General features: G+C 62.5%; 15 protein-coding genes. 7 read left to right on the top strand and 8 right to left on the bottom strand.

Annotated features, from left to right (window positions below):
* Positions 1 to 274 precede the first annotated feature (274 nt).
* From KXD86_RS12160 to nirD, 3 genes are all read left to right on the top strand, one after another.
* Positions 275 to 1,507: an NAD(P)/FAD-dependent oxidoreductase gene (locus tag KXD86_RS12160; protein WP_218636274.1), complete on the top strand. Its 1,233-nt coding sequence runs from the start codon at positions 275 to 277 to the stop codon at positions 1,505 to 1,507.
* 28 nt (positions 1,508 to 1,535) lie between these two features.
* Positions 1,536 to 4,043 (top strand): nitrite reductase large subunit NirB, encoded by a 2,508-nt coding sequence (nirB, locus tag KXD86_RS12155; protein ID WP_218636273.1) that lies wholly within the window; start codon positions 1,536 to 1,538, stop codon positions 4,041 to 4,043.
* Positions 4,044 to 4,197: 154 nt separating this feature from the next.
* Complete coding sequence (nirD, locus tag KXD86_RS12150; RefSeq protein ID WP_218636272.1) at positions 4,198 to 4,566, top strand: nitrite reductase small subunit NirD; 369 nt, start codon at positions 4,198 to 4,200, stop codon at positions 4,564 to 4,566.
* Positions 4,567 to 4,717: 151 nt separating this feature from the next.
* Here nirD and KXD86_RS12145 read toward each other — a convergent pair whose 3' ends face one another.
* Complete coding sequence (locus KXD86_RS12145) at positions 4,718 to 7,882, bottom strand: efflux RND transporter permease subunit (RefSeq protein ID WP_218636271.1); 3,165 nt, start codon at positions 7,880 to 7,882, stop codon at positions 4,718 to 4,720.
* Entirely contained in the window at positions 7,882 to 8,961 is a 1,080-nt protein-coding gene (locus tag KXD86_RS12140; RefSeq protein ID WP_218636270.1) for an efflux RND transporter periplasmic adaptor subunit, read from the bottom strand. The genes KXD86_RS12145 and KXD86_RS12140 overlap by 1 nt, the downstream gene beginning before the upstream one ends.
* A gap of 180 nt (positions 8,962 to 9,141) precedes the next feature.
* Between KXD86_RS12140 and KXD86_RS12135 the strand changes: the two genes are divergently transcribed.
* Positions 9,142 to 10,506: a WS/DGAT/MGAT family O-acyltransferase gene (locus KXD86_RS12135; RefSeq protein WP_218636269.1), complete on the top strand. Its 1,365-nt coding sequence runs from the start codon at positions 9,142 to 9,144 to the stop codon at positions 10,504 to 10,506.
* On the opposite strand, the gene KXD86_RS12130 is transcribed toward KXD86_RS12135, so the two are convergent.
* The gene (locus KXD86_RS12130) at positions 10,507 to 10,914 is read right to left on the bottom strand and encodes an NINE protein (RefSeq protein WP_218636268.1); all 408 of its coding nucleotides are present in this window, start codon (positions 10,912 to 10,914) and stop codon (positions 10,507 to 10,509) included.
* A gap of 378 nt (positions 10,915 to 11,292) precedes the next feature.
* Positions 11,293 to 12,399 carry a helix-turn-helix domain-containing protein gene (locus KXD86_RS12125; RefSeq protein WP_218636267.1) on the bottom strand — a complete coding sequence of 369 codons (1,107 nt, stop codon included), beginning with the start codon at positions 12,397 to 12,399 and terminating at the stop codon, positions 11,293 to 11,295.
* Positions 12,400 to 12,623: 224 nt separating this feature from the next.
* Between KXD86_RS12125 and KXD86_RS12120 the strand changes: the two genes are divergently transcribed.
* Complete coding sequence (locus tag KXD86_RS12120) at positions 12,624 to 13,529, top strand: metal-dependent hydrolase (RefSeq protein WP_218636266.1); 906 nt, start codon at positions 12,624 to 12,626, stop codon at positions 13,527 to 13,529.
* A 45-nt stretch (positions 13,530 to 13,574) separates the two neighbouring features.
* Here KXD86_RS12120 and KXD86_RS12115 read toward each other — a convergent pair whose 3' ends face one another.
* The 3 genes from KXD86_RS12115 to KXD86_RS12105 all read right to left on the bottom strand — a co-directional run bounded on the left by KXD86_RS12115 (position 13,575) and on the right by KXD86_RS12105 (position 16,441).
* The gene (locus KXD86_RS12115; RefSeq protein WP_218636265.1) at positions 13,575 to 14,357 is read right to left on the bottom strand and encodes a class II glutamine amidotransferase; all 783 of its coding nucleotides are present in this window, start codon (positions 14,355 to 14,357) and stop codon (positions 13,575 to 13,577) included.
* A 52-nt stretch (positions 14,358 to 14,409) separates the two neighbouring features.
* A complete protein-coding gene (locus KXD86_RS12110) occupies positions 14,410 to 15,516 on the bottom strand; it encodes a GGDEF domain-containing protein (RefSeq protein ID WP_218636264.1) in 1,107 nt (368 codons plus the stop codon).
* Positions 15,517 to 15,625: 109 nt separating this feature from the next.
* Positions 15,626 to 16,441, bottom strand: coding sequence for an SDR family NAD(P)-dependent oxidoreductase (locus KXD86_RS12105; RefSeq protein WP_218636263.1), 816 nt, complete (start codon positions 16,439 to 16,441; stop codon positions 15,626 to 15,628).
* A gap of 200 nt (positions 16,442 to 16,641) precedes the next feature.
* Between KXD86_RS12105 and KXD86_RS12100 the strand changes: the two genes are divergently transcribed.
* The gene (locus KXD86_RS12100) at positions 16,642 to 17,100 is read left to right on the top strand and encodes an NfeD family protein (RefSeq protein ID WP_218636262.1); all 459 of its coding nucleotides are present in this window, start codon (positions 16,642 to 16,644) and stop codon (positions 17,098 to 17,100) included.
* A gap of 2 nt (positions 17,101 to 17,102) precedes the next feature.
* Positions 17,103 to 18,137: an SPFH domain-containing protein gene (locus KXD86_RS12095; protein WP_218636261.1), complete on the top strand. Its 1,035-nt coding sequence runs from the start codon at positions 17,103 to 17,105 to the stop codon at positions 18,135 to 18,137.
* Positions 18,138 to 18,165: 28 nt separating this feature from the next.
* Here the strand turns inward: KXD86_RS12095 and yfbR are convergent, their stop codons facing one another.
* Complete coding sequence (gene yfbR, locus KXD86_RS12090; protein ID WP_218636260.1) at positions 18,166 to 18,759, bottom strand: 5'-deoxynucleotidase; 594 nt, start codon at positions 18,757 to 18,759, stop codon at positions 18,166 to 18,168.
* Positions 18,760 to 18,761 lie beyond the last annotated feature (2 nt).

Genomic DNA, 18,761 nt, shown 5'->3' with positions numbered 1-18,761 from the left:
CATCAAAGTCGTGCAAACCGCCCCACCACAGGGCAACAAATCCCGCTCGCCCACGCTCGTCTCGCGCACCAATTCACGGATGTTGTTGATTTTAAAGGCACTAGAAAAGTGGCACGAAGATCGCTTAGTCGAACGTAAGGATGAACGTCCCGGCCAAGGATTCGGCCGGACCATCAGATCATTGTTGTTGGCATTGGCGCCGGACCATCGATTCCCCCTCGGGGATGAGATGCTCCGGCTTTTTTTGTTGGTTCGGAAAGTGAGGGGAGCAGGTATGACCCGCAACAGGGAACGCACTCTGGTTATCTGCGGCCATGGCATGGTGGCGCAGCGCTTCCTGGAAGAGCTGGTGGCCCGGCCCCTTGCGACTCGTCTGAACATTATTGTCTTCAACGGCGAATCCCGGCCGGCCTACAACCGGATCCAGCTATCGGCCCTGCTCAGTGGCGATGCCGACGAAGGCAGCCTGACGCTCAAGCCCGGGGACTGGTTTTCGCGCCATGGCATTCGCGTGCATTGCGGTGAATCGGTCAGCGCCATTGATCGCCAGAGCCAGACCGTGACCACCACCACCGGACGTATCCAACGATACGACCGCCTGGTCATTGCCACCGGCTCCCGGCCAGGCCGACTGGGCCTTCCCGGCGAAGACCTGCCCGGCGTGACGCAATTCCGGGATTTCGACGACACCTGCCACCTGATCGAGCAGAGCCGGACCCGCAAACGGGCGGTCGTGGTGGGCGGCGGCTTCCTCGGTCTCGAAGCCGCCGCCGGCCTGCTGCGTCGGGGCGTCGCAGTGACGGTCCTGCACCGCAGCAGCCACCTGCTGAACCGGCAACTTGACCCCACCGGAGGCAACCTGCTGGCGGACGCCCTGAGGGCCAAAGGCATGGAGATTCTTACGTCAACCTCACCGGTCCAGTTCCTGGGCCGGGACGGTGTGCGCGCGGTTCAATTGAGTGATCAGACCGTCCTCAGCACCGACCTCGTCGTTGTCGCCACCGGCATTGTGCCGAACCGGGAACTGGCGCAGGCGGCTGGCCTCGATTGTGGGCGGGGAATCCGGGTGGACCGGCAACTGCGCACCAGCGATCCCCGCATCCATGCGCTCGGCGAATGTTGCGAACTGGACGACGAAACCTTCGGACTGGTGGAACCGGGCTATCAGCAGGCCCGGGTGCTGGCTGAGGTACTGGCGGACGACGCCAGCTCCGCCAGCTATCGCCGTTCGGTGATCGCCACCCGGCTCAAGATCAGCGACGTTCCGGTCTTTTCCTGCGGCCTGCAGGCCCCGGACGACAGCACCGAATCCCTGGTCTGGCAGGACTTCGAAACCGGCGGTTACAGCCACCTGATCATTCGCGACAACCGCCTTGTCGGCGCGATTCTGGTTGGCGACACCAGCCAGGGCCCCTGGTATCAGGAGCTGATCGCTGACAACGCCAACATTGCCCGGTTCCGGGCCCAGCTGCCGTTTGGCAGGCAATTTTGCGAGGCGGCGGCCTGAGCCGTCGCCCATGAAAGAGGACAAAACCATGAGCAAGAAAACCCTGATCGTGATCGGCAACGGAATGGTGGGCCATCACTTCCTCGAGCAGTTCGTTACCAGCCCGGCGGCGGCGGACTACGACATCGTCGTTTTCGGTGAGGAGAAACAGCTGGCCTACGACCGGGTCCACCTGTCCGAGTACTTTGCCGGCTCGACCCACGCCGATCTCGCCATGGGCACCGCCGACTGGTACACCGAACAGGGTATCCAGCTGCGCCTGAACGAGGCGGTCACCAGCCTCGACCGTGACCAGCGCACCGTGACCACGCCCAAAGGGCAGTACCGCTACGACGAACTGGTGCTGGCCACCGGCTCCTACCCGTTCGTGCCGCCCATCGAGGGTCGCGAACACCCGCACTGCTTCGTGTACCGGACCCTTGAGGATCTGGATGCCATCCGGGCCAGTGCCCAGAGCGGCAAATCCGGCGTGGTGGTCGGCGGTGGCCTGCTCGGCCTCGAGGCCGCCAACGCCCTGAAAAGCCTCGGCCTGCAGGCGCACGTGGTGGAATTTGCCCCCCGGTTGATGCCGGTGCAGCTGGATACCGACGGCGGCGCGCTGCTGCGCCACAAGATCGAAGAGCTCGGTGTGCAGGTTCACACCGAGAAAGCGACCACCGCCATCGTGGAAGGCGAGGATGCTCGCCTGCGCATGAACTTCAGCGATGACAGTCACCTGGAAACCGACCTGATCGTGTTCTCCGCCGGTATCCGTCCCCAGGATGCCCTGGCCCGGTCCAGCGGACTTGAGGTGGGTGAACGCGGCGGCATCGTCGTCAATGATCAGTGCACCACCTCGGACCCACACATTCACGCCATTGGCGAGTGCGCCCTCTGGGACCAGCGGATCTTCGGCCTGGTGGCCCCGGGCTACACCATGGCGCGTACCCTGGCCTCGGTGCTCAACGGCGATGCCGGGGCCGCCTTCACCGGCGCCGACATGAGCACCAAGCTGAAGCTACTGGGCGTTGACGTCGGCTCCATCGGTGACGCCCACGCCCAGACACCGGGCGCGCGCAACATCCGCTTCAACGACGAACAGGCCGGGCATTACCGTCGCATGGTGATCAGCGAGGACGGCAAGACCCTGCTGGGCGCCATCCTGGTGGGCGACAACAGCCATTACGACACCCTGCTTCAGTACACCCTGAATGGCATCACCCTGCCAGACAATCCGGAAACCCTGATCCTGCCGGAAAGCCAGGGTGGGGCACCCGCCCTGGGCCCGGATGCCCTGCCGGAAACCGCATCCATCTGCTCGTGCCACAACGTCACCAAGGGCGACATCTGTGGCGCGATTGACGCCGGCTGTGGCGACCTGGGCAGCATCAAGGCCGAAACCAAGGCCAGCACCGGCTGTGGTGGCTGCACCGCCCTGCTCAAGAACGTGGTCGACAGCGAACTGGAGAAGCGCGGCGTGGAGGTCAGCAAGGACCTGTGCGAGCACTTCCCGTACAGCCGCCAGGAGCTGTTCCACATTGTGAAGGTGAACGGCATTCGCACCTTCCGCACCCTGATCAGCCAGCACGGCAAAGGCCACGGCTGCGACATCTGCAAACCGACGGTGGCCTCCATCCTGGCCACCTGCTGGAACGACCACATCCTGGCCACCGACCACGTGCCACTGCAGGACACCAACGACACCTTCATGGCCAACATGCAGAAAAACGGCACCTACTCCATCGTGCCGCGCATCCCCGGCGGTGAAATCACCCCGGACAAGCTGATTGTCCTCGGCGAGGTGGCCAAGCAGTACAACCTGTACACCAAGATCACCGGCGGCCAGCGGGTCGACCTGTTCGGCGCCACCCTGAGTGAACTGCCGGAAATCTGGGAAAAACTCATCGCCGCCGGCTTCGAGACCGGTCACGCCTACGGCAAGTCCCTGCGGACGGTCAAATCCTGCGTCGGCAGCACCTGGTGCCGGTACGGCGTCCAAGACAGCGTCGGCATGGCCATCCTCCTGGAGAACCGCTACAAGGGCCTGCGCGCGCCGCATAAGGTCAAAATGGCGGTGTCCGGCTGCACCCGGGAGTGCGCCGAGGCCCAGAGCAAGGACTTCGGGGTCATTGCCACCGAGAACGGCTGGAACCTCTACGTCTGCGGCAACGGCGGCATGCGCCCGCGCCACGCCGACCTATTTGCCACCGACCTGTCGGACGAGGAACTGATCCGGACCATCGACCGGGTGATCATGTTCTACGTGCGCACCGGCGACCGGCTGCAGCGCACCAGCGTCTGGATGGAAAACCTGGAGGGCGGCCTGGATTACCTGAAACAGGTGGTCCTGGAGGACAGCCTGGGGATCTGTGCGGAACTGGACGAGCACATGGCGGGCATCGTCGATACCTACCAGTGCGAGTGGAAGACCGCGGTGGAGGATCCGGAGAAGCGCAAGCGGTTCCGGGAGTTCGTGAACGCGCCGGAGCAGAAGGACCCGGTACAGCAGTGGACGACCGAACGGGATCAGCGGCGGCCGGTTTTGGAGTCAGCCTAGCCTGTTTTTGGGTGCAAGAGCGCGGCGGCAAGGGAGTACTTTTCCTCTGGGAAAATAACTCGCTGCGCTCAGACATCTTTTCCCGGCGGAAAAGCACACCCATACCGCCTCACTCAGGGAACCCTGAGATAGACAGAATTAAAGGAGAACAGCCATGAAAGCTCGTACTTGTTGGGACGCGGTTTGTACCGTTGAGGATCTGGTGCCGGAATCCGGTATTGCGGTCTGGACTGACGATGGACCGGTGGCGGTATTCTATTTGCCGCACCGGCTGCCGGCGTTGTTTGCCATCAGCCATACCGACCCGTTCAGCGGTGCCAATGTGCTGGCTCGTGGAATCACAGGGGATTTGAAGGGCGAACCCGTGGTGGCATCGCCGCTGTACAAGCAGCACTTCAGCCTGGTAACCGGCCAGTGCCTGGAAGATGAAAACGTGTCGGTCAGAACCTATCCCGTGCTGTTGGACGGTGACAAAATCCGGCTGGAAGTCCCAGTTAATCAGTCAGAATCCGCCGTAGCCTGAAAATCGGTCGATCTGAGCAGCCGAACAAGCCGATTTGGGGGTGTGGTGTCTTTTTTCTGCCAGGAAAAAGCTGTCTGAGCGCAGCGAGTTCTTTTTCCCAAAGAAAAAAGACACCACACCCCCGAAGCGGCGATACCCCCTGAGAAAACCGCTACCGGCCAGAGGCCGTCCTGAAACGCTCCCGCCAGCCCAGAACAACGATGGTCAGCGCCGGCAGAAACGTCACCGTCACAATCGCCGCACCCACCAGGCCAAACAGCACAATCGCCCCCACGCCACGATAGAGCTCGGTACCCTCGCCCTGCAGGAACACCAGGGGCGACAGGCCACACAGCGTGGTCAGGGTCGTCATGGCGATGGGGCGCAGGCGGGTGCGGACCGCATCCGTAACCGCGTCCACCACCGAGCCGCCCTTGTGACGCAGGTTCTGGCGGGCCTGGTCCAGCACCAGAATCGGGTTATTCACCACCGTACCCATCAGGATCAGGAAGCCCAGCATGGTGATCATGTCGAAGGGCTGGCGCAGCGGCTGCAGGCCGAGCAACGGCAGCAGGCCCCCGACCAGGTTCATCAAGGCCAGGCCGACAATGCCACCGGCAACGCCCAGGGGAATCGCGGTCAGGATCAGCAGCGGGAAGCCCCAGTGCGCAAAGATCGCCACCAGGACCAGGTAGACAATGGCAATGGCGATGATGAAGTTACCAGCCAGGGCGTCGCGGGTGGCGTTGAGCTGGTCACTGGCACCGGAGATGTCAACGTTCACACTGGCCGGCAACGTGCCTTTCTCCCGCATCGCCTGCAGCAACTCGGTACGCACCCGTTCCACGCCAGCTTCCAGCGGAACGTCCCCGGGTGGAATCACGTTGAGGGTGACCGTTCGTCGACCGTCCACCCGCCGGACCACACTGGTATCCACGGTTTCCTCGATGGCCGCCACACTGGACAGCGGCAGGGTGGCGCCTTCGGGCGTGTGCACCATGACATCCGGCAGCCGGGTGAGCTTTGAATCCCGGCCCTCGCGGCCGTACAGGTAGATATCGATCTTGTCGTCATCGAGAAAGAAGTCGTCGATGTAACTGCCTTCGGTCAGCGACGCCACCGTAAAACCGATGGCTTCGGTATCCAGGCCCAGTTCGGCCGCCCGGTCCCAGTCCGGCCGGATCTGGATCAGCGGCTGAGCCAGGGACAGGGTCGACGGCTGGCTCTGGATCCGCGGGTTGTCGAAAATGGCCTCGGCCTGCCGGTAGGCAGCGTTGGCGGCCTGATAGACCGAGACCAGGTCCGGCCCGGAAATGTCCAGATTGATGCTGCGGGTGCCGCCGTCATTGCTGGAAATGATCGACCCCTTGGCGGCAAACGCGCGCATGCCCGGAAACTGCTCGTAGACCCGGGTGATCTCGTCCATCAACGCCTCGATGTGCGTCGGTTCCAGGGTCTCCGCGATGATTCTCAGGCCGGTGGGCGTGATCTGCAGGTTCAGGTAGGCCATCGGCGGCACACCGGTCTCGCCCGCCGCGTAGGCCGCACCGTCCGCGTTTACATGGGGCAGGAAATGGTCTTCCACCTGCTGCCCGATCGCGGCCATTTCGTCCAGGTTGTAGCCGGGCGGTGCGCTCATGGCGGCAAAGGTCTTGGGTTCCTCGCCCTCGGGCAGGTACTCCGCCGGTGGTGTCAGGAACAGGATCACCCAGGCACTCGCCAGCACGGTGGTGGCGATCACCAGGATCCGCCGCACCGAGCCGGACACCAGCCAGCGCACGGTCGCCATCACGGTGGTGGCCCAGCCGCCGGCGGTCTCATTGCCGTATTGATCGGTCTGGACCGTTCCGCGGCCGAAATCCAGCCGGGCGCAGAGGGTCGGGATGATCGTGATGGCCACCAGCATTGAGGCCAGGATGGCGGCCGAAATGGCGATGGCAACGTCCGAATAGAGCTGCCCGGCTTCCTCATCGATGAACAGGATCGGCAGGAAAACCAGCATGGTGGTGGCGGTGGAGGCCAGCACGGCGGGCCAGACTTCCTTCACGCCCTTGAGCGCCGACTCGAAGCGATCCAGGCCCAGACGGCGGTGTCGTTCAATGTTCTCCAGCACCACGATGCTGTTGTCCACGGTCATGCCAATCGCAAAGGCAATGCCCGCCAGCGAGATCACGTTGATGGTGCGTCCGGTGATCAGCAGGCCGATGAACGCCGCGATGGCACAGAGTGGAATCCCGCATACACCGGCCAGCGTCGCCCGGCCGGATCGAAGGAACAGGTACATGACCAGGGTGGCAAACACCGCGCCGATGCCCAGGTTGGTCCAGACGTTGGCGATGGACGCCTCGACGTAACGGGCATCGTCCGCCGTCAATTCCAGGATCATGCCGGCCGGTCTGAGGACCTCGTCGTTGATGGCGGCCACCTCGTCCATCATCGCGTGCTTGATGTCGATGACGTTGGAGCCGCTTTCGCGCCGGACCTGCAGACCGATGACCCGCCGGCCGTTGATCTTCGCCAATTCCCGGATGCGGGAGTGGCCGGGCTCAACCCGGGCCACCTCCCCCAACCGCACCACACTGTCGCCCTGGCGAAGGACCACCAGCCGTTCAAGCGCCTCGATATCGTCGAAGCGGCCGACGGTACGCAGCAGGTAGCGGCGCTTGCCGGCCTCAATCTCGCCACCGGAGATGTCCCGGTTGCGATCGGTGACCGCATCGCGCAGGTCCACCAGGCTCAGGCCACGCTGGGCCAGCGCCGCCGCGTCGACAATGATCTGCATCTGCCGGTCGGCGCCACCCCCGACTTCCACTTCCGACACCCCGGGTACGCTTTCCATCCGGGGGCGCACCCGGTCTTCAATGAAATCGCGCATCAGCTCGATGTCCAGCTCCCGAGGATTGCCTTCCAGGGTCGAGACACGCAGGTACATGAAGGAATTCGAAGAGAAGGACGCGGCCACGATACGGGGTTCATCAACATTGCGGGGGTAATCAGGAACCTGGCTGAGGGCATTGTTGATCTGAATGAGGGTTTCGGTGATGTCGACACCGAACGGAAACTCCAGCTCGATTTCCGCCGAGCCACTCTCCGCGGTCGCCATCATCCGGCTCAGGTTCGGCACGTTGCGCAGGTACCGTTCCTGTTCGATCAGGATCTCTTTCTCGATGTCCTGGGGCGTGGCGCCCGGCCAACGGGTTTCGACGGTGACCGTCCGAACCTCCAGATCCGGAATCATCTGCACCGGTATCCGGAACGCGGCCGCGGTCCCCAGGATCGCGACGATCAGGGCAATAACGGCGACGAGGATACCGTGGCGGATCACGCCGGCAAACATCAGCGGGCCTCCCGCTCAGCAATCCGGACGGTAATCCCCTCACTGAGCGACTCGTTGCCCCGAATAACCACCTGCTCACCCCCGCTCAGGCCATCGGTGACCTCAACCCGACCCTTGAAGGCGGTCCCCAGGCGCACCCGTTTTTCACTCACGGTGTAGGTGTCGCCCTCGGCAGATTGGGCAATCCAGACCGTCACCCGGCCCTCGGGGTAGCGGTTGATGGCGTCCCGGGAAACGGTCAGCCCTTCCTCTCCGGTGCTGACCCGGAGTACGGCCTGCACCGCCATGCCCGGCCAGAATCCGGCGCCCTCAGGCTGGAGCGCCCGCAGCAGGAAGGTCCGCGACTGCGGGTCGGTCACCGGAACCCGGGTGTTGATGGTTGCCTCGACAAAACCAGTCCCCTGTCGAACCCGCAGGCTGGAGCCTTCATCCAACCGGTCGAAATACTCCTGGGGCACCTGGAAATCCAGGCGCAGGTTGGTGGTGTCCACCAGCCGAAGCAGTTCGTCACCCGGAGTGACCCACTCACCGAGGTCACTGGTCCGCTCACTGACGACACCGTCGAAGGGCGCCCGTACATGGTGCCGGCGAACGCGGACCTCCATCTGATTGACCACGGCCGCAAGCCGGGCGAGGGCAGCGCGGGCAGCCACCACGTCGCTTTCGCGGCTGCGTACCTCGGTGGCGGCAATGTTCCGGCCGGCGCCGACCGAACGCGCTTCCTCGAGCCGCCGCTCCGCCTCCGCCAGCAACGCACGGGCCTGGTCGGTTTCGGCCCTGGCGGCTGCCAGTTCGTAGACGGCCTGCTCGTCATCGAGTTCAACCAGTACGTCATCCCGGGATACCCGATCGCCGACTTCAACCCTGACCGAATCCAACAGTCCGGCCACGGCAGGCGAAATCGACGACACCCGCAACGGATTGACGGTGCCGTTGAGCGACACCTCCTGGATAATGGGTTCCCTGGACACGGTCTCGAGCCGGACTCCCGGGGCCTGTTGCGCGGACGCCACCGCCGCAACCAGCCACAACAGCAACGCCCCCAACCGGACGTTCCCGTGGACAGTCGCCCTTCGCATTCCTCCCAATACTCGCACCCGGCACCCTCCGATCTTTTTGATAACCCGAATTAAGTGCTACGAAATGAACCTTAGACCAGACCTGACCGCCAGCAACTCCGGAATTCGCGAATGGGTCAATTTAGACCGTCGGCAATTAGGCTACTATCGGCCCAGACACCCAATGAAAAGGATGGCAGCGTGAAACCCCTGAGCCCCACCGACCAGCTGTTCCTATGGCTCGAAAAGCGACAGCAACCCATGCACGTGGGCGGCCTGCAGCTGTTTTCGTTTCCGGACGACGCCCCGGACGACTACGTCGCCCAGTTGGCCGACCAGCTCCGCCAGCACACGGAGGTCACGGCACCGTTCGATCGACGCCTCGACACCCGATTGGCCCAGCCGGTGTGGGTCCACGACGAACATCTGGACCTGGAACATCACTTCCGCTTCGAGGCGTTGCCCACGCCCGGGCGTATCCGGGAACTCCTGACCTTCGTCTCAGCGGAGCATTCACACCTGATGGACCGGGAACGGCCATTGTGGGAGTTTCACCTGATTGAAGGTCTGGGGGACCGCCAGTTTGCACTCTACATCAAGGTTCACCATGCGCTGATGGATGGGGTATCCGCCATGCGCATGGGTCAACGCATGTTGAGCACCGATCCCTCTGAGCGGAACATGCCACCCATCTGGGACCTGCCGGCAGGTGCCGGGCGGGACAGCGCCAGCCGGCCGACGCTCTGGCGCAGTATTGGTCATTTGCTGGGCGAATCCGGGAAGCAGTTGGGCACCGTGCCCACGGTGGCTCGGGAAATCCTGCGCACCGTCAACGAGGCCCGGAAGAACCCTGCCTACGACTCGATTTTCCACGCACCGCGTAGCCTACTGAACCAGAAGATTACCGGTTCCCGACGTTTCGCGGCACAGTCCTACGGCATGGAACGAATCCGCCAGGTCTGCCGGGCGTTTGGCACAACGGTGAACGACGTGGTGATGGCGATGTGTGCCAGTGCCCTGCGCACTTACCTGATGAACCTGGACGCCTTGCCCGACAAGCCGCTGATCGCGATGGTGCCGGTCTCCCTGCGCCACGACGACAGCGCCGAGGGCAATCAGGTGGGCATCATCCTGGCGTCCCTGGGCACCGATCTCGTCGATCCCGTTGCCCGGCTGATGCACATCCATCAGGACGTCAAACTGGCCAAAGACCGCTACGCCAAGATGTCCTCGGAGGAGATTCTCAATTACACCGCCCTGACTCTGGCACCGGCGGCCTTCCACCTGCTCACCGGCATGGCGCCGAAATGGCAGACCTTCAACGTGGTTATCTCCAACGTGCCCGGCCCGAAAGAAACCCGCTACTGGAACGGCGCCCGGCTGGAAGGCATGTACCCGGTCTCCATTGCCATGGACCGGTTGGCATTGAACATGACCCTGACCAGCTACCGGGACCAGGTCGAGTTCGGTCTGATCGGCTGCCGCCGCACGCTGCCCAGCCTGCAACGCATGCTCGACTACCTGGAGGACGGCCTGGTAGAGCTGGAACGCGCGGCCACGCTCTGATCAGCCGAAGCGATGCTCCCGGTTTCGTTCGGAGATCTGGTCGTTCAGGGTCCAGAAATCGTAGAGCACGCCCAGCAGGAACAGGCCGCCGGTGAGCAGGTAGATGATGCCGGTGATCCATTTCCCCATGTACATCCGGTGCAGCCCGAACACGCCGGTGAAGGTCAGCAGCAGCCAGCCGATGTTGTAGCTGACTTCGCCCTCACGGAAACGGAAGTCCGCCTCCCGGTCCATGGACGGGATCAGGAACAGGTCGATGATCCAGCCGATGAACAGCAGGCCCAGGGTGAAGAACCAGATGGTGCCGGTGATGGGCTTGCCGTAGTAGAAACGGTGGGAGCCCAGGAATCCGAAGATCCAGAGCAGGTAACCGAAGAGTTTGCTGTGCGTGTCTGTTCTGGTTTCCATATTGGCTTCCTTATGATGGCTCGTTTGCGCAGTTCCGTGATCACCTAGCCTGACTATGACGGTGGCTGGCCGGGGGCTGGATTATTTTTCCCTTGGGAAAAACAACTCGTTGCGCTCAGACATCTTTTTCCTGGCGGGAAAAATAATCCGGCCCCCGTCCGTCAGACAATAAGGGCATAGTTGCTGAAAACAAAGGACAAAAATACTGAAACCAACGAGACGGCTTCTTAATGAGTCAGAAGGGCGTGGGGTGATGGTTTATTTTTTCAGAGAACAAAGGTGTCTGAGCGCAGCGAGTTCTTTTTCTCTGAAAAAATAAACCATCACCCTGCGACCACGCTCCCATAGAAGCGGTCACAGAAACGAGGAAACCCCACCTCAAGGCCCTAGTTCGGGCGCCGGATCAGGCCCGTCCTCCCGAAACTCGCTGGCCGACTTGCCAGTCCACTTGCGGAACGCCCGGCTGAAATTGGATAGGTCCGCGTACCCCAGCTCGTAGGCAATCTCGCTGACCGACTGATTGGTGTACCGCAGCAGCTGGATGGCGCGGTCCTTGAGCACCGACTCGACAATTTCCCGGTAGTGGGTGTCTTTCTCCGCCAGCCGTCGCTTCAGGGTCCGGGACGAGACGCAGAAGCGTTCGGCCATGGCCTCCAGCGACGGTAGGGGCCCCGGCATCATCCTCAGCATATTGCGGATCGCCAGGGTGATGTCTCCCTGCTCCTTCAGGGCCTTCTGCAACTCGAACTCACACTGCTCCCGGGCCATTTCCGAGGCATCGGCGTCGGCCAGGCGCATGCGCACCTCAAGCAATTGCCGGGGAAAGACCAACATTTCTTCCGGCTGACCATACTCAAACTGTACCGGAAACTGGTCAGCAAACCGTCGATAGTATGGCGGCTCGGGTGCGCTCAGGCGCACGGTGACGCCGGGCAGCTTGCCGTGCTCCAGGGCAAACCCCTTGCTCTGGGCGTCGTCGCGGTCGAGCAGCTGTTCGGTCAGGAGGATCAGGGTGGCACTGACGGTTTCGGCCAGGAACGGGTAGAGCTCGGGTACATCGAACTCGGTACACAGCTGCACCAGGACCCGTTCGCCGGCCAGGGACTGTTTCATGCTCAGAAAGGGCGCCCGCAATTGCAGGTATCGGTGCACGGAATCCAGCGCGCCCTCGAAGGTGGGGCTGGTCAGGGCGGCAAACCCGAGTGTCCCGTGGATGGTCAGCCGCAACTCGCGTGCCAGGGCAAAGCTCAGGCCGTCCGGGCCCGCCAGATCCAGGGCACGCTGCGCCATCAGGATCGCGTCGGTCACAAACACCCGACTGTCGTTGGCCTTGAGGTCATCGGCGGTGAAGTTGAGCCCGTCGTAGAGCTTCCGATCATTGTGGCCGAGCTGCCGGACCGTTTCCGCCAGGACCCGCATGTACACGCCGGGCACCAGGAACAGGCCCAGCATCCGCCGTTCTTTTTCCGGTCCGGTTGTTGTCATAAGAGGTCCTTTGCGGGAAGTTTCCAAACGCGATGTCCCGACTCTATCAGAAGGTCTCCGGCGCCACAGTGGGGCGGGGGGCAGGTGTGACACCGTCAACTTAGTCAATTGCGCCATCCCCGCTGGCCCATCCTGAACGATGGCCGTCCTCTTCGCGCATTCCGTCCCGGCGTTGACTCTCCCACACTGAAGCCATGACATCAGCCAAAGTGAGGAGTACACAGATGCTGAGCACGAAAACACCCGAAAAACAGGCGGTCGTGACCCACAAGGCTTCCAACACCCCGGACAAGGTCGCCATCAAGCCTCAACGCATGGGATTCGAGTTCGGCGAGTCGGTGCCCCGTTACTGGCTCGACAACAGCTACCTCCTCAGCCACACCATGAATGCGCTGTCGGTGCTGTTTCCCGAGGGCGAGCAATTTTTCGTGGATTCGGTGCGAGCCTTCCGGGGCCAGATCCAGGACGCCAAGCTGAAGAATGAGGTTCGCGGGTTCATCGGGCAAGAAGCCATGCACTCCCTGGAACACGACGCCATGAATCGGCACGTTCGGGATCAGGGCATGCCGGTCGAGGCCATGGAGAAAGACCTCAAGGTGCTGCTGGACGCGGTCCGCCTGCTACCCAAACGCCACCAGTTGGCAATAACCTGCGCCCTGGAACACATCACCGCCATGATGGCGGACATGCTGCTGGAACGGGACGACGTCCGCGAAGACATGGACGAGAGCATGCGGCCACTCTGGGTCTGGCACGCCATCGAGGAGACCGAGCACAAGGCGGTGGCCTATGACGTGTTCCAGCAGGCCGGCGGCACCTATGCCGAGCGCGCGGTTTATCAGGTCATCAGCACCGGCGTGCTGGGCGTGGTTGCCACCTGGTTTACCGGCCGAATGATGCTTCAGGATCGCAAGAATTTTTCAGTCACGGACGCGGCCAGGGGCCTGTGGCGCATGTGGGGCGCGAACGGCACGTTCTCCAGCCTGATTCCGACCTGGCTGGAGTACTTCAAGCCCGGTTATCACCCCTGGGACAAGGACAACAGTGACCTGATTGCCAGGTTCAAGGACGAGATCCAGCAGTACATTGCCCCCGAGTACCAGAACGGCAATCGTCGCACCCTGCAATAAGCGCCCCAGAGGGCCTATCTGGCCCCGGACACCGGGTGGCCAAGGTCACCCGGTGGTGCCATTCCCCCTCATCACCACGTCGCCCTTGCGCCAGAGGCGCCACTCACCGGGCTCGTAGATATCCCACACCTCGTCGGTCGTCAGCGGTTCGGTGACGATCACGCTGACAACATCGTCGGGGGTCGTTTCGGATTCGAAATCGACGATGACGTCGGCATCTTTCAGCCGGGCCGGTCCAAACGGGGCACGGCGGGTGATGCTCGCCATTTTTGTGCTGCAGTAGGTGAACAGCCAGTCGCCGTTGCTGAGCAGGAGATTGAAGACGCCCTGACGGGCATAACCTCGCGCCAAGGCGACCAAACGTTCGACGATGGATTCGGTGGGGGTATCGCGGTCACAGTCACGCCGCAGGTGATTGAGGATATCGCAGAACAGCCCCTCGCTGTCCGTGCTGCCCACCGGCTCGTAGAACCCCGGGTCCGACCGGAATCCCGAAATCTGGCCGTTGTGGGCGAACACCCAGTAGCGGCCCCAGAGCTCTCTCTGGAACGGGTGGGTATTGGCCAGACAGATCGCGCCGACGTTCGCCTGCCGGATGTGGCAGATGGCCACCTCACTCTTGATCGGTGTGGTCTGGACCACCTCGGCGATGCGGGAGTTGGCACTGGCATCCACATCGTGAAACGCCCGCACGCCCTTGCCCTCGTAGAAGGCCACGCCCCAGCCATCTTTGTGCGGCCCGGTGTCGCCGCCCCGACGGGTCAGGCCGGTGAAACTGAAACAGAGATCCGTGGGCGTGTTGGCGCTCATGGCCAGGAGTTCACACATGACGGGCATTGGTTCCTTGTGGAAAAGAGCTCATGCCTCAAGGGTACCGGAATTAGCTGGCCCGACCAGACAGAATTTCACGGGGCCGTCGATGCGCCACGCCATCGGGACGGGCGATGCAGTTGCGGCCGGACCGTTTGCCGGAATACAGGCCGCGATCGGCCATGCAGAACAGGGTTCGGGCATCCCGTCCATCCGCTGGCCACTGGGCAATGCCAAAGGAGGCCGTAACCCGGATGTGAGCCTCGCCATAGGTCAGGTCGCGTTCGGCGATACGCTGGCGCAGTTCGTCCATCAACTCGAACGCCACCGCCGGCTTCACGTCCCTCAGGATCAGGCCGAACTCCTCACCGCCCAGCCGCCCGACGGAATCCGTGGCCCGCAAACGCTCGGTCAGGCGCAGTGCAATGCTGCTAAGCACCTGGTCGCCGGCATCATGGCCCAGGGTGTCGTTGACCACCTTGAAGTGATCAATATCCATGATGACCAGGGCAAACTCGGTACCGCTGCGGGCACTTTCGGCGATGGTCCGGTTCAGGATGCTCTGGAATTTGCTGCGGTTGGCCAGACCGGTCAGGGCATCGGTTTCCGCCATATCCACCAGGCGCTGCTCGGCCTCCTCCCGCCAGATTTCATAGACATGGATGAACGCCAGCATGAGCACGCCGCACAGCACCATGTTCAGCAGGTCAATCAGGACCCGCGGGCTACCGACATTGCCCAGGTGAACGTAGTAGATCACGCCGCCCAGGAGCATGAACGGCACGCTCAACAGCATGCCCTCGCGTTTGCCCAGCAGCAGATACGCCAGGACCGGAATCATCAAAACCCAGACAAAGGCCGAAACCGACGCCTGCGGCAACAACATGATGACCAGGAAGAATGAGAAGAGGGTAATCAGGTAAGCGTATATCCAGCGCTGGAGATGCAGCGTGGTGCGCAACCGACCGACACCGAAAAACAGGGTTGCGGCGGCCGCAAGTTCCCCGGCGCCCACCCACCAGAACCCGTTCAGTATCTGCAGGCAGGCGAACACAACCAGGGCGGCCCCGGTGGCTGCGAAGAGGAGCCGCATGATTGACCGGCGATGGCTTTCCCTGAGGCCTGAGCGACTCCGCTCCAGAGTCGCCCCCAAATCCGTGTGGATAGGCGTGTTCATGCTGTACTCTTTCCCTGGACGAACCCAAAGTATAGGACGCCCTCGGACTGTATGTAAAATGTACAGCAGGCGCTTTTCCCTTTCCGCCTGCCGCCATGCCGGTCAAGCCTCAGACATACAGGTTCTTGCGGGAGAAACGCTCCACCAGCGGCTGATACGCAGCGCCCAGCAACCGGTTGATGGCCTCAATGCCCCAGGCATCCGGGCCAACCAGAATCCGCGACTCGTCCCGGAGTATGCCTTTGACGATGATTTCCGCCGCCTTCTCCGGTGTGGTCATCGCCAGCTTGTCGAAGCCCTTGCGCTGGGCCGCGGCGTTCTCCGATTTGCCCATGCGGGCGGCGTTGGCGATGTTGGTGCGGATGCCTCCCGGGTGTACGCAGCTGACGGCAACCGGCTGATTCTCCAGTTTCATTTCCTGGCGCAACGCCTCGGTGAACCCGCGGACCGCAAACTTGGCGGCGTTGTACGCGCTCTGCTTGGGCACGCCAATCAGGCCGAAGACACTGGAAATGTTCACCACATGCCCCTCGCCAGAGGCGATCAGGTGCGGCAGGAAGGCTCGTGTGCCGTGGGCGACACCCCAGAAATCGATGTCCATGACCCACTGGAAGTCTTCGTCGGTCATCTCGCGTACGCTGGCAGAAAGGGCCACGCCGGCGTTGTTGATCACGAGATTGACCTGTCCGAAATCCTTCGCCACGGCTTCAGCGTGGGCATAGATAGCGTCCCGATCCGACACGTCGAGGGTGTAGCTTTTCACGTCGGCATCGTTGAGCGCCGCCACCGTTTCCGCCAAACCGGACTCGTTGACATCGGACAGGGCCAGACGGCACCCACGCTTCGCCAGCGACAGCGCCAACGCCCGACCAATACCGGAGCCTGCGCCCGTGACAACCGCAACCTTGTTGTTCAGATCCTTCATGGTCACACGACCTCTTGTTGTGGAATGTTGTGCAAAGCAGTCACTTTACCAGTTGCCCGGGCGCTGAATATGGCTGCAGTCGACATCCCGATCAGGCATTACGGCCACCCTGAGACGCGCCCGCCGGATTTGGGTACAATCGATGTCCGCTGGCCGGCAACCGCCGCCAGACCACTCTCCCGGAACAATGGAATTTGCATATGGAATGGAGCCTTACGCATTTCTGGCTGATCCTCGCCCTGGTCCTGAGCCTGGCCGAACTCACCTCCGGTGTGCTGCTGTTGCTGGCGCTGGGCGTGGCGGCGGCGTTGACCGCTGTGCTGGCCTTTTTCGGTGCCTCCTTTGAGTGGCAACTGGTCGGTATGGGTGTGTTTTCCGGGGTGCTGGTTCCGGTGGCGATACGCTGGATCCGACCGCGATTCTCGCCCAAGGGGGTTGCCTACGGCACCACCGGGACCGGCGTTGAGCACGGCCAGCGCTACCGCACTCTGAACCGGGATTTTGACGGCGCCTGCGGCATCAAGGTGAACGGCGACTTTTATCGGCTCAGGGTCGAGAGCACCGGCACCACCGAGCTTCCGGAAGGCACCGAGGTTATTTTCAAGCAGTTCGACGGCACCACCGCCGTCGTCGAAACGATCACTCACACGGAGCAGTAAACATGGAATCGTTCATCACACCGGGGCTGGTTCTCAGCCTGGTTTTTGTTGTTATCGGCATTTTTATCGTCGCCAAAGGCCTGGTGATTGTCCGTCAGTCCGAGGTCATGGTGATCGAGCGCCTTGGGTCCTTCAACCGGGTCCTCGAAAGCGGCGTCAACATCATCATTCCGTTCATCGAGCGGCCGCGCCCGATCACCATGATCCGCTACGTGCGGATGGGCGAGGAATACCACCCGGTCACCAGCGACGAGACCCGCATCGATCGGCGTGAAACGGTGATGGATTTCCCCGGCCAGCCGGTGGTCACCACCGACAACGTGACCGTGAAGATCAACGGCGCCCTGTATTACCAGATCATTGATCCGCGCCGGGCGGTGTACGAAGTCGCCAACATGAGCCAGGCGGTGGAAGTCCTGGCCAAGACCACCCTGCGCTCGGTGGTGGGCAAGATGGAGCTGGACAAGCTGTTCGAGTCCCGCAGTGAGGTGAACAACGCCATTCAGGCGGAGATGGAGGAGCCGGCGTCCAAGTGGGGCGTGAAGCTGACCCGGGTCGAGGTCCAGGACATCAGCATGCCGGAAGAGGTCGAGGAAGCCATGCGCCTGCAGATGGCGGCTGAGCGCAAGCGCCGGGCCACGGTCACCGAGGCCGAGGGTGAGAAATCCGCGGCCATTGCCATGGCCCAGGGCCAGCGGGAATCGGCCATCCTCAACGCCCAGGGCGACAAGGAATCGGCGATTCTGCGGGCCCAGGGTGAGCAGGAATCCATTCGCCTGGTCCTCAGCGCCATGGGCGACTCCGAGGAGAACAAGCAGACCGTTATCGGCTACCTGCTGGGCCAAAGCTACATCAAGGTCCTGCCGACAATGGCGAAAGACGGGGAACGGGTCTTCGTGCCCTACGAATCCTCCGCCCTGCTCGGTTCCATGGGCATGTTCCGGGAACTGGCCGGCAGTCCCGAAGACACGGTGCGCCAGGCCCTACGTCGCGACGGTCTGAAGGGCGGTCTGGTCGGCTCCGCCGCCGGCGCCTGATGAGGCAGGCCCGCGGCGGTGATCGAGATCACTCCAGCAGGTTATCCAGTGGCTGTTCGTAACTGGGCGCAAACACCTTGATGAAATAAGCCACTTCCCGCAGCCCGTCTTCTTCCAGACGGGCCCGGATCTGTCTTTCAGCCGGTTCAAACTCCTTGTTACCGGCTCGGATTTCCGCCTGGCACTTGAGCCAGGCGGACAGACGATCCGCCGCCTTGATCAGTTCCCGGTCCTCCGCCGGCAGCCTCGATTCCCGCACGTAGGGTGAAAAATCCGCCCGCAGATCCTCCGGCAGCAGCGCCAGCAATTCGGCTTCGGCCTTGTGCTCGATATCTCCGAACGCTTCGCGCATCACCCTCGAGTGGTATTTTACCGGCGTTGGCATATCCCCGGTGATCACTTCGGTGGCATCGTGGTACAGCGCCGCCGCAGCGATCCGGTCGGCATTGGCCTGGCCGCCAAAATGCCGGTTACGGATCAGGGCCAGGGCATGGGCGAGGGTCGCCACCTCCCAGGAATGCGTCGCCACGTTCTCTTCGATGGCATTGCGCATCAGTCCCCAACGCTTGATCCAGCGCAGTCGGGAGACGTAGGCGAAAAAGGGGCTAGCGGCGTTGGCCATGG

It is taken from the genome of Marinobacter arenosus, assembly GCF_019264345.1.
In the GTDB taxonomy this organism is placed as follows: Bacteria; Pseudomonadota; Gammaproteobacteria; order Pseudomonadales; family Oleiphilaceae; genus Marinobacter; species Marinobacter arenosus.
Note: the sequence above shows the minus strand (reverse complement) of the source record. Positions and strands in the feature narration are given on the sequence as shown.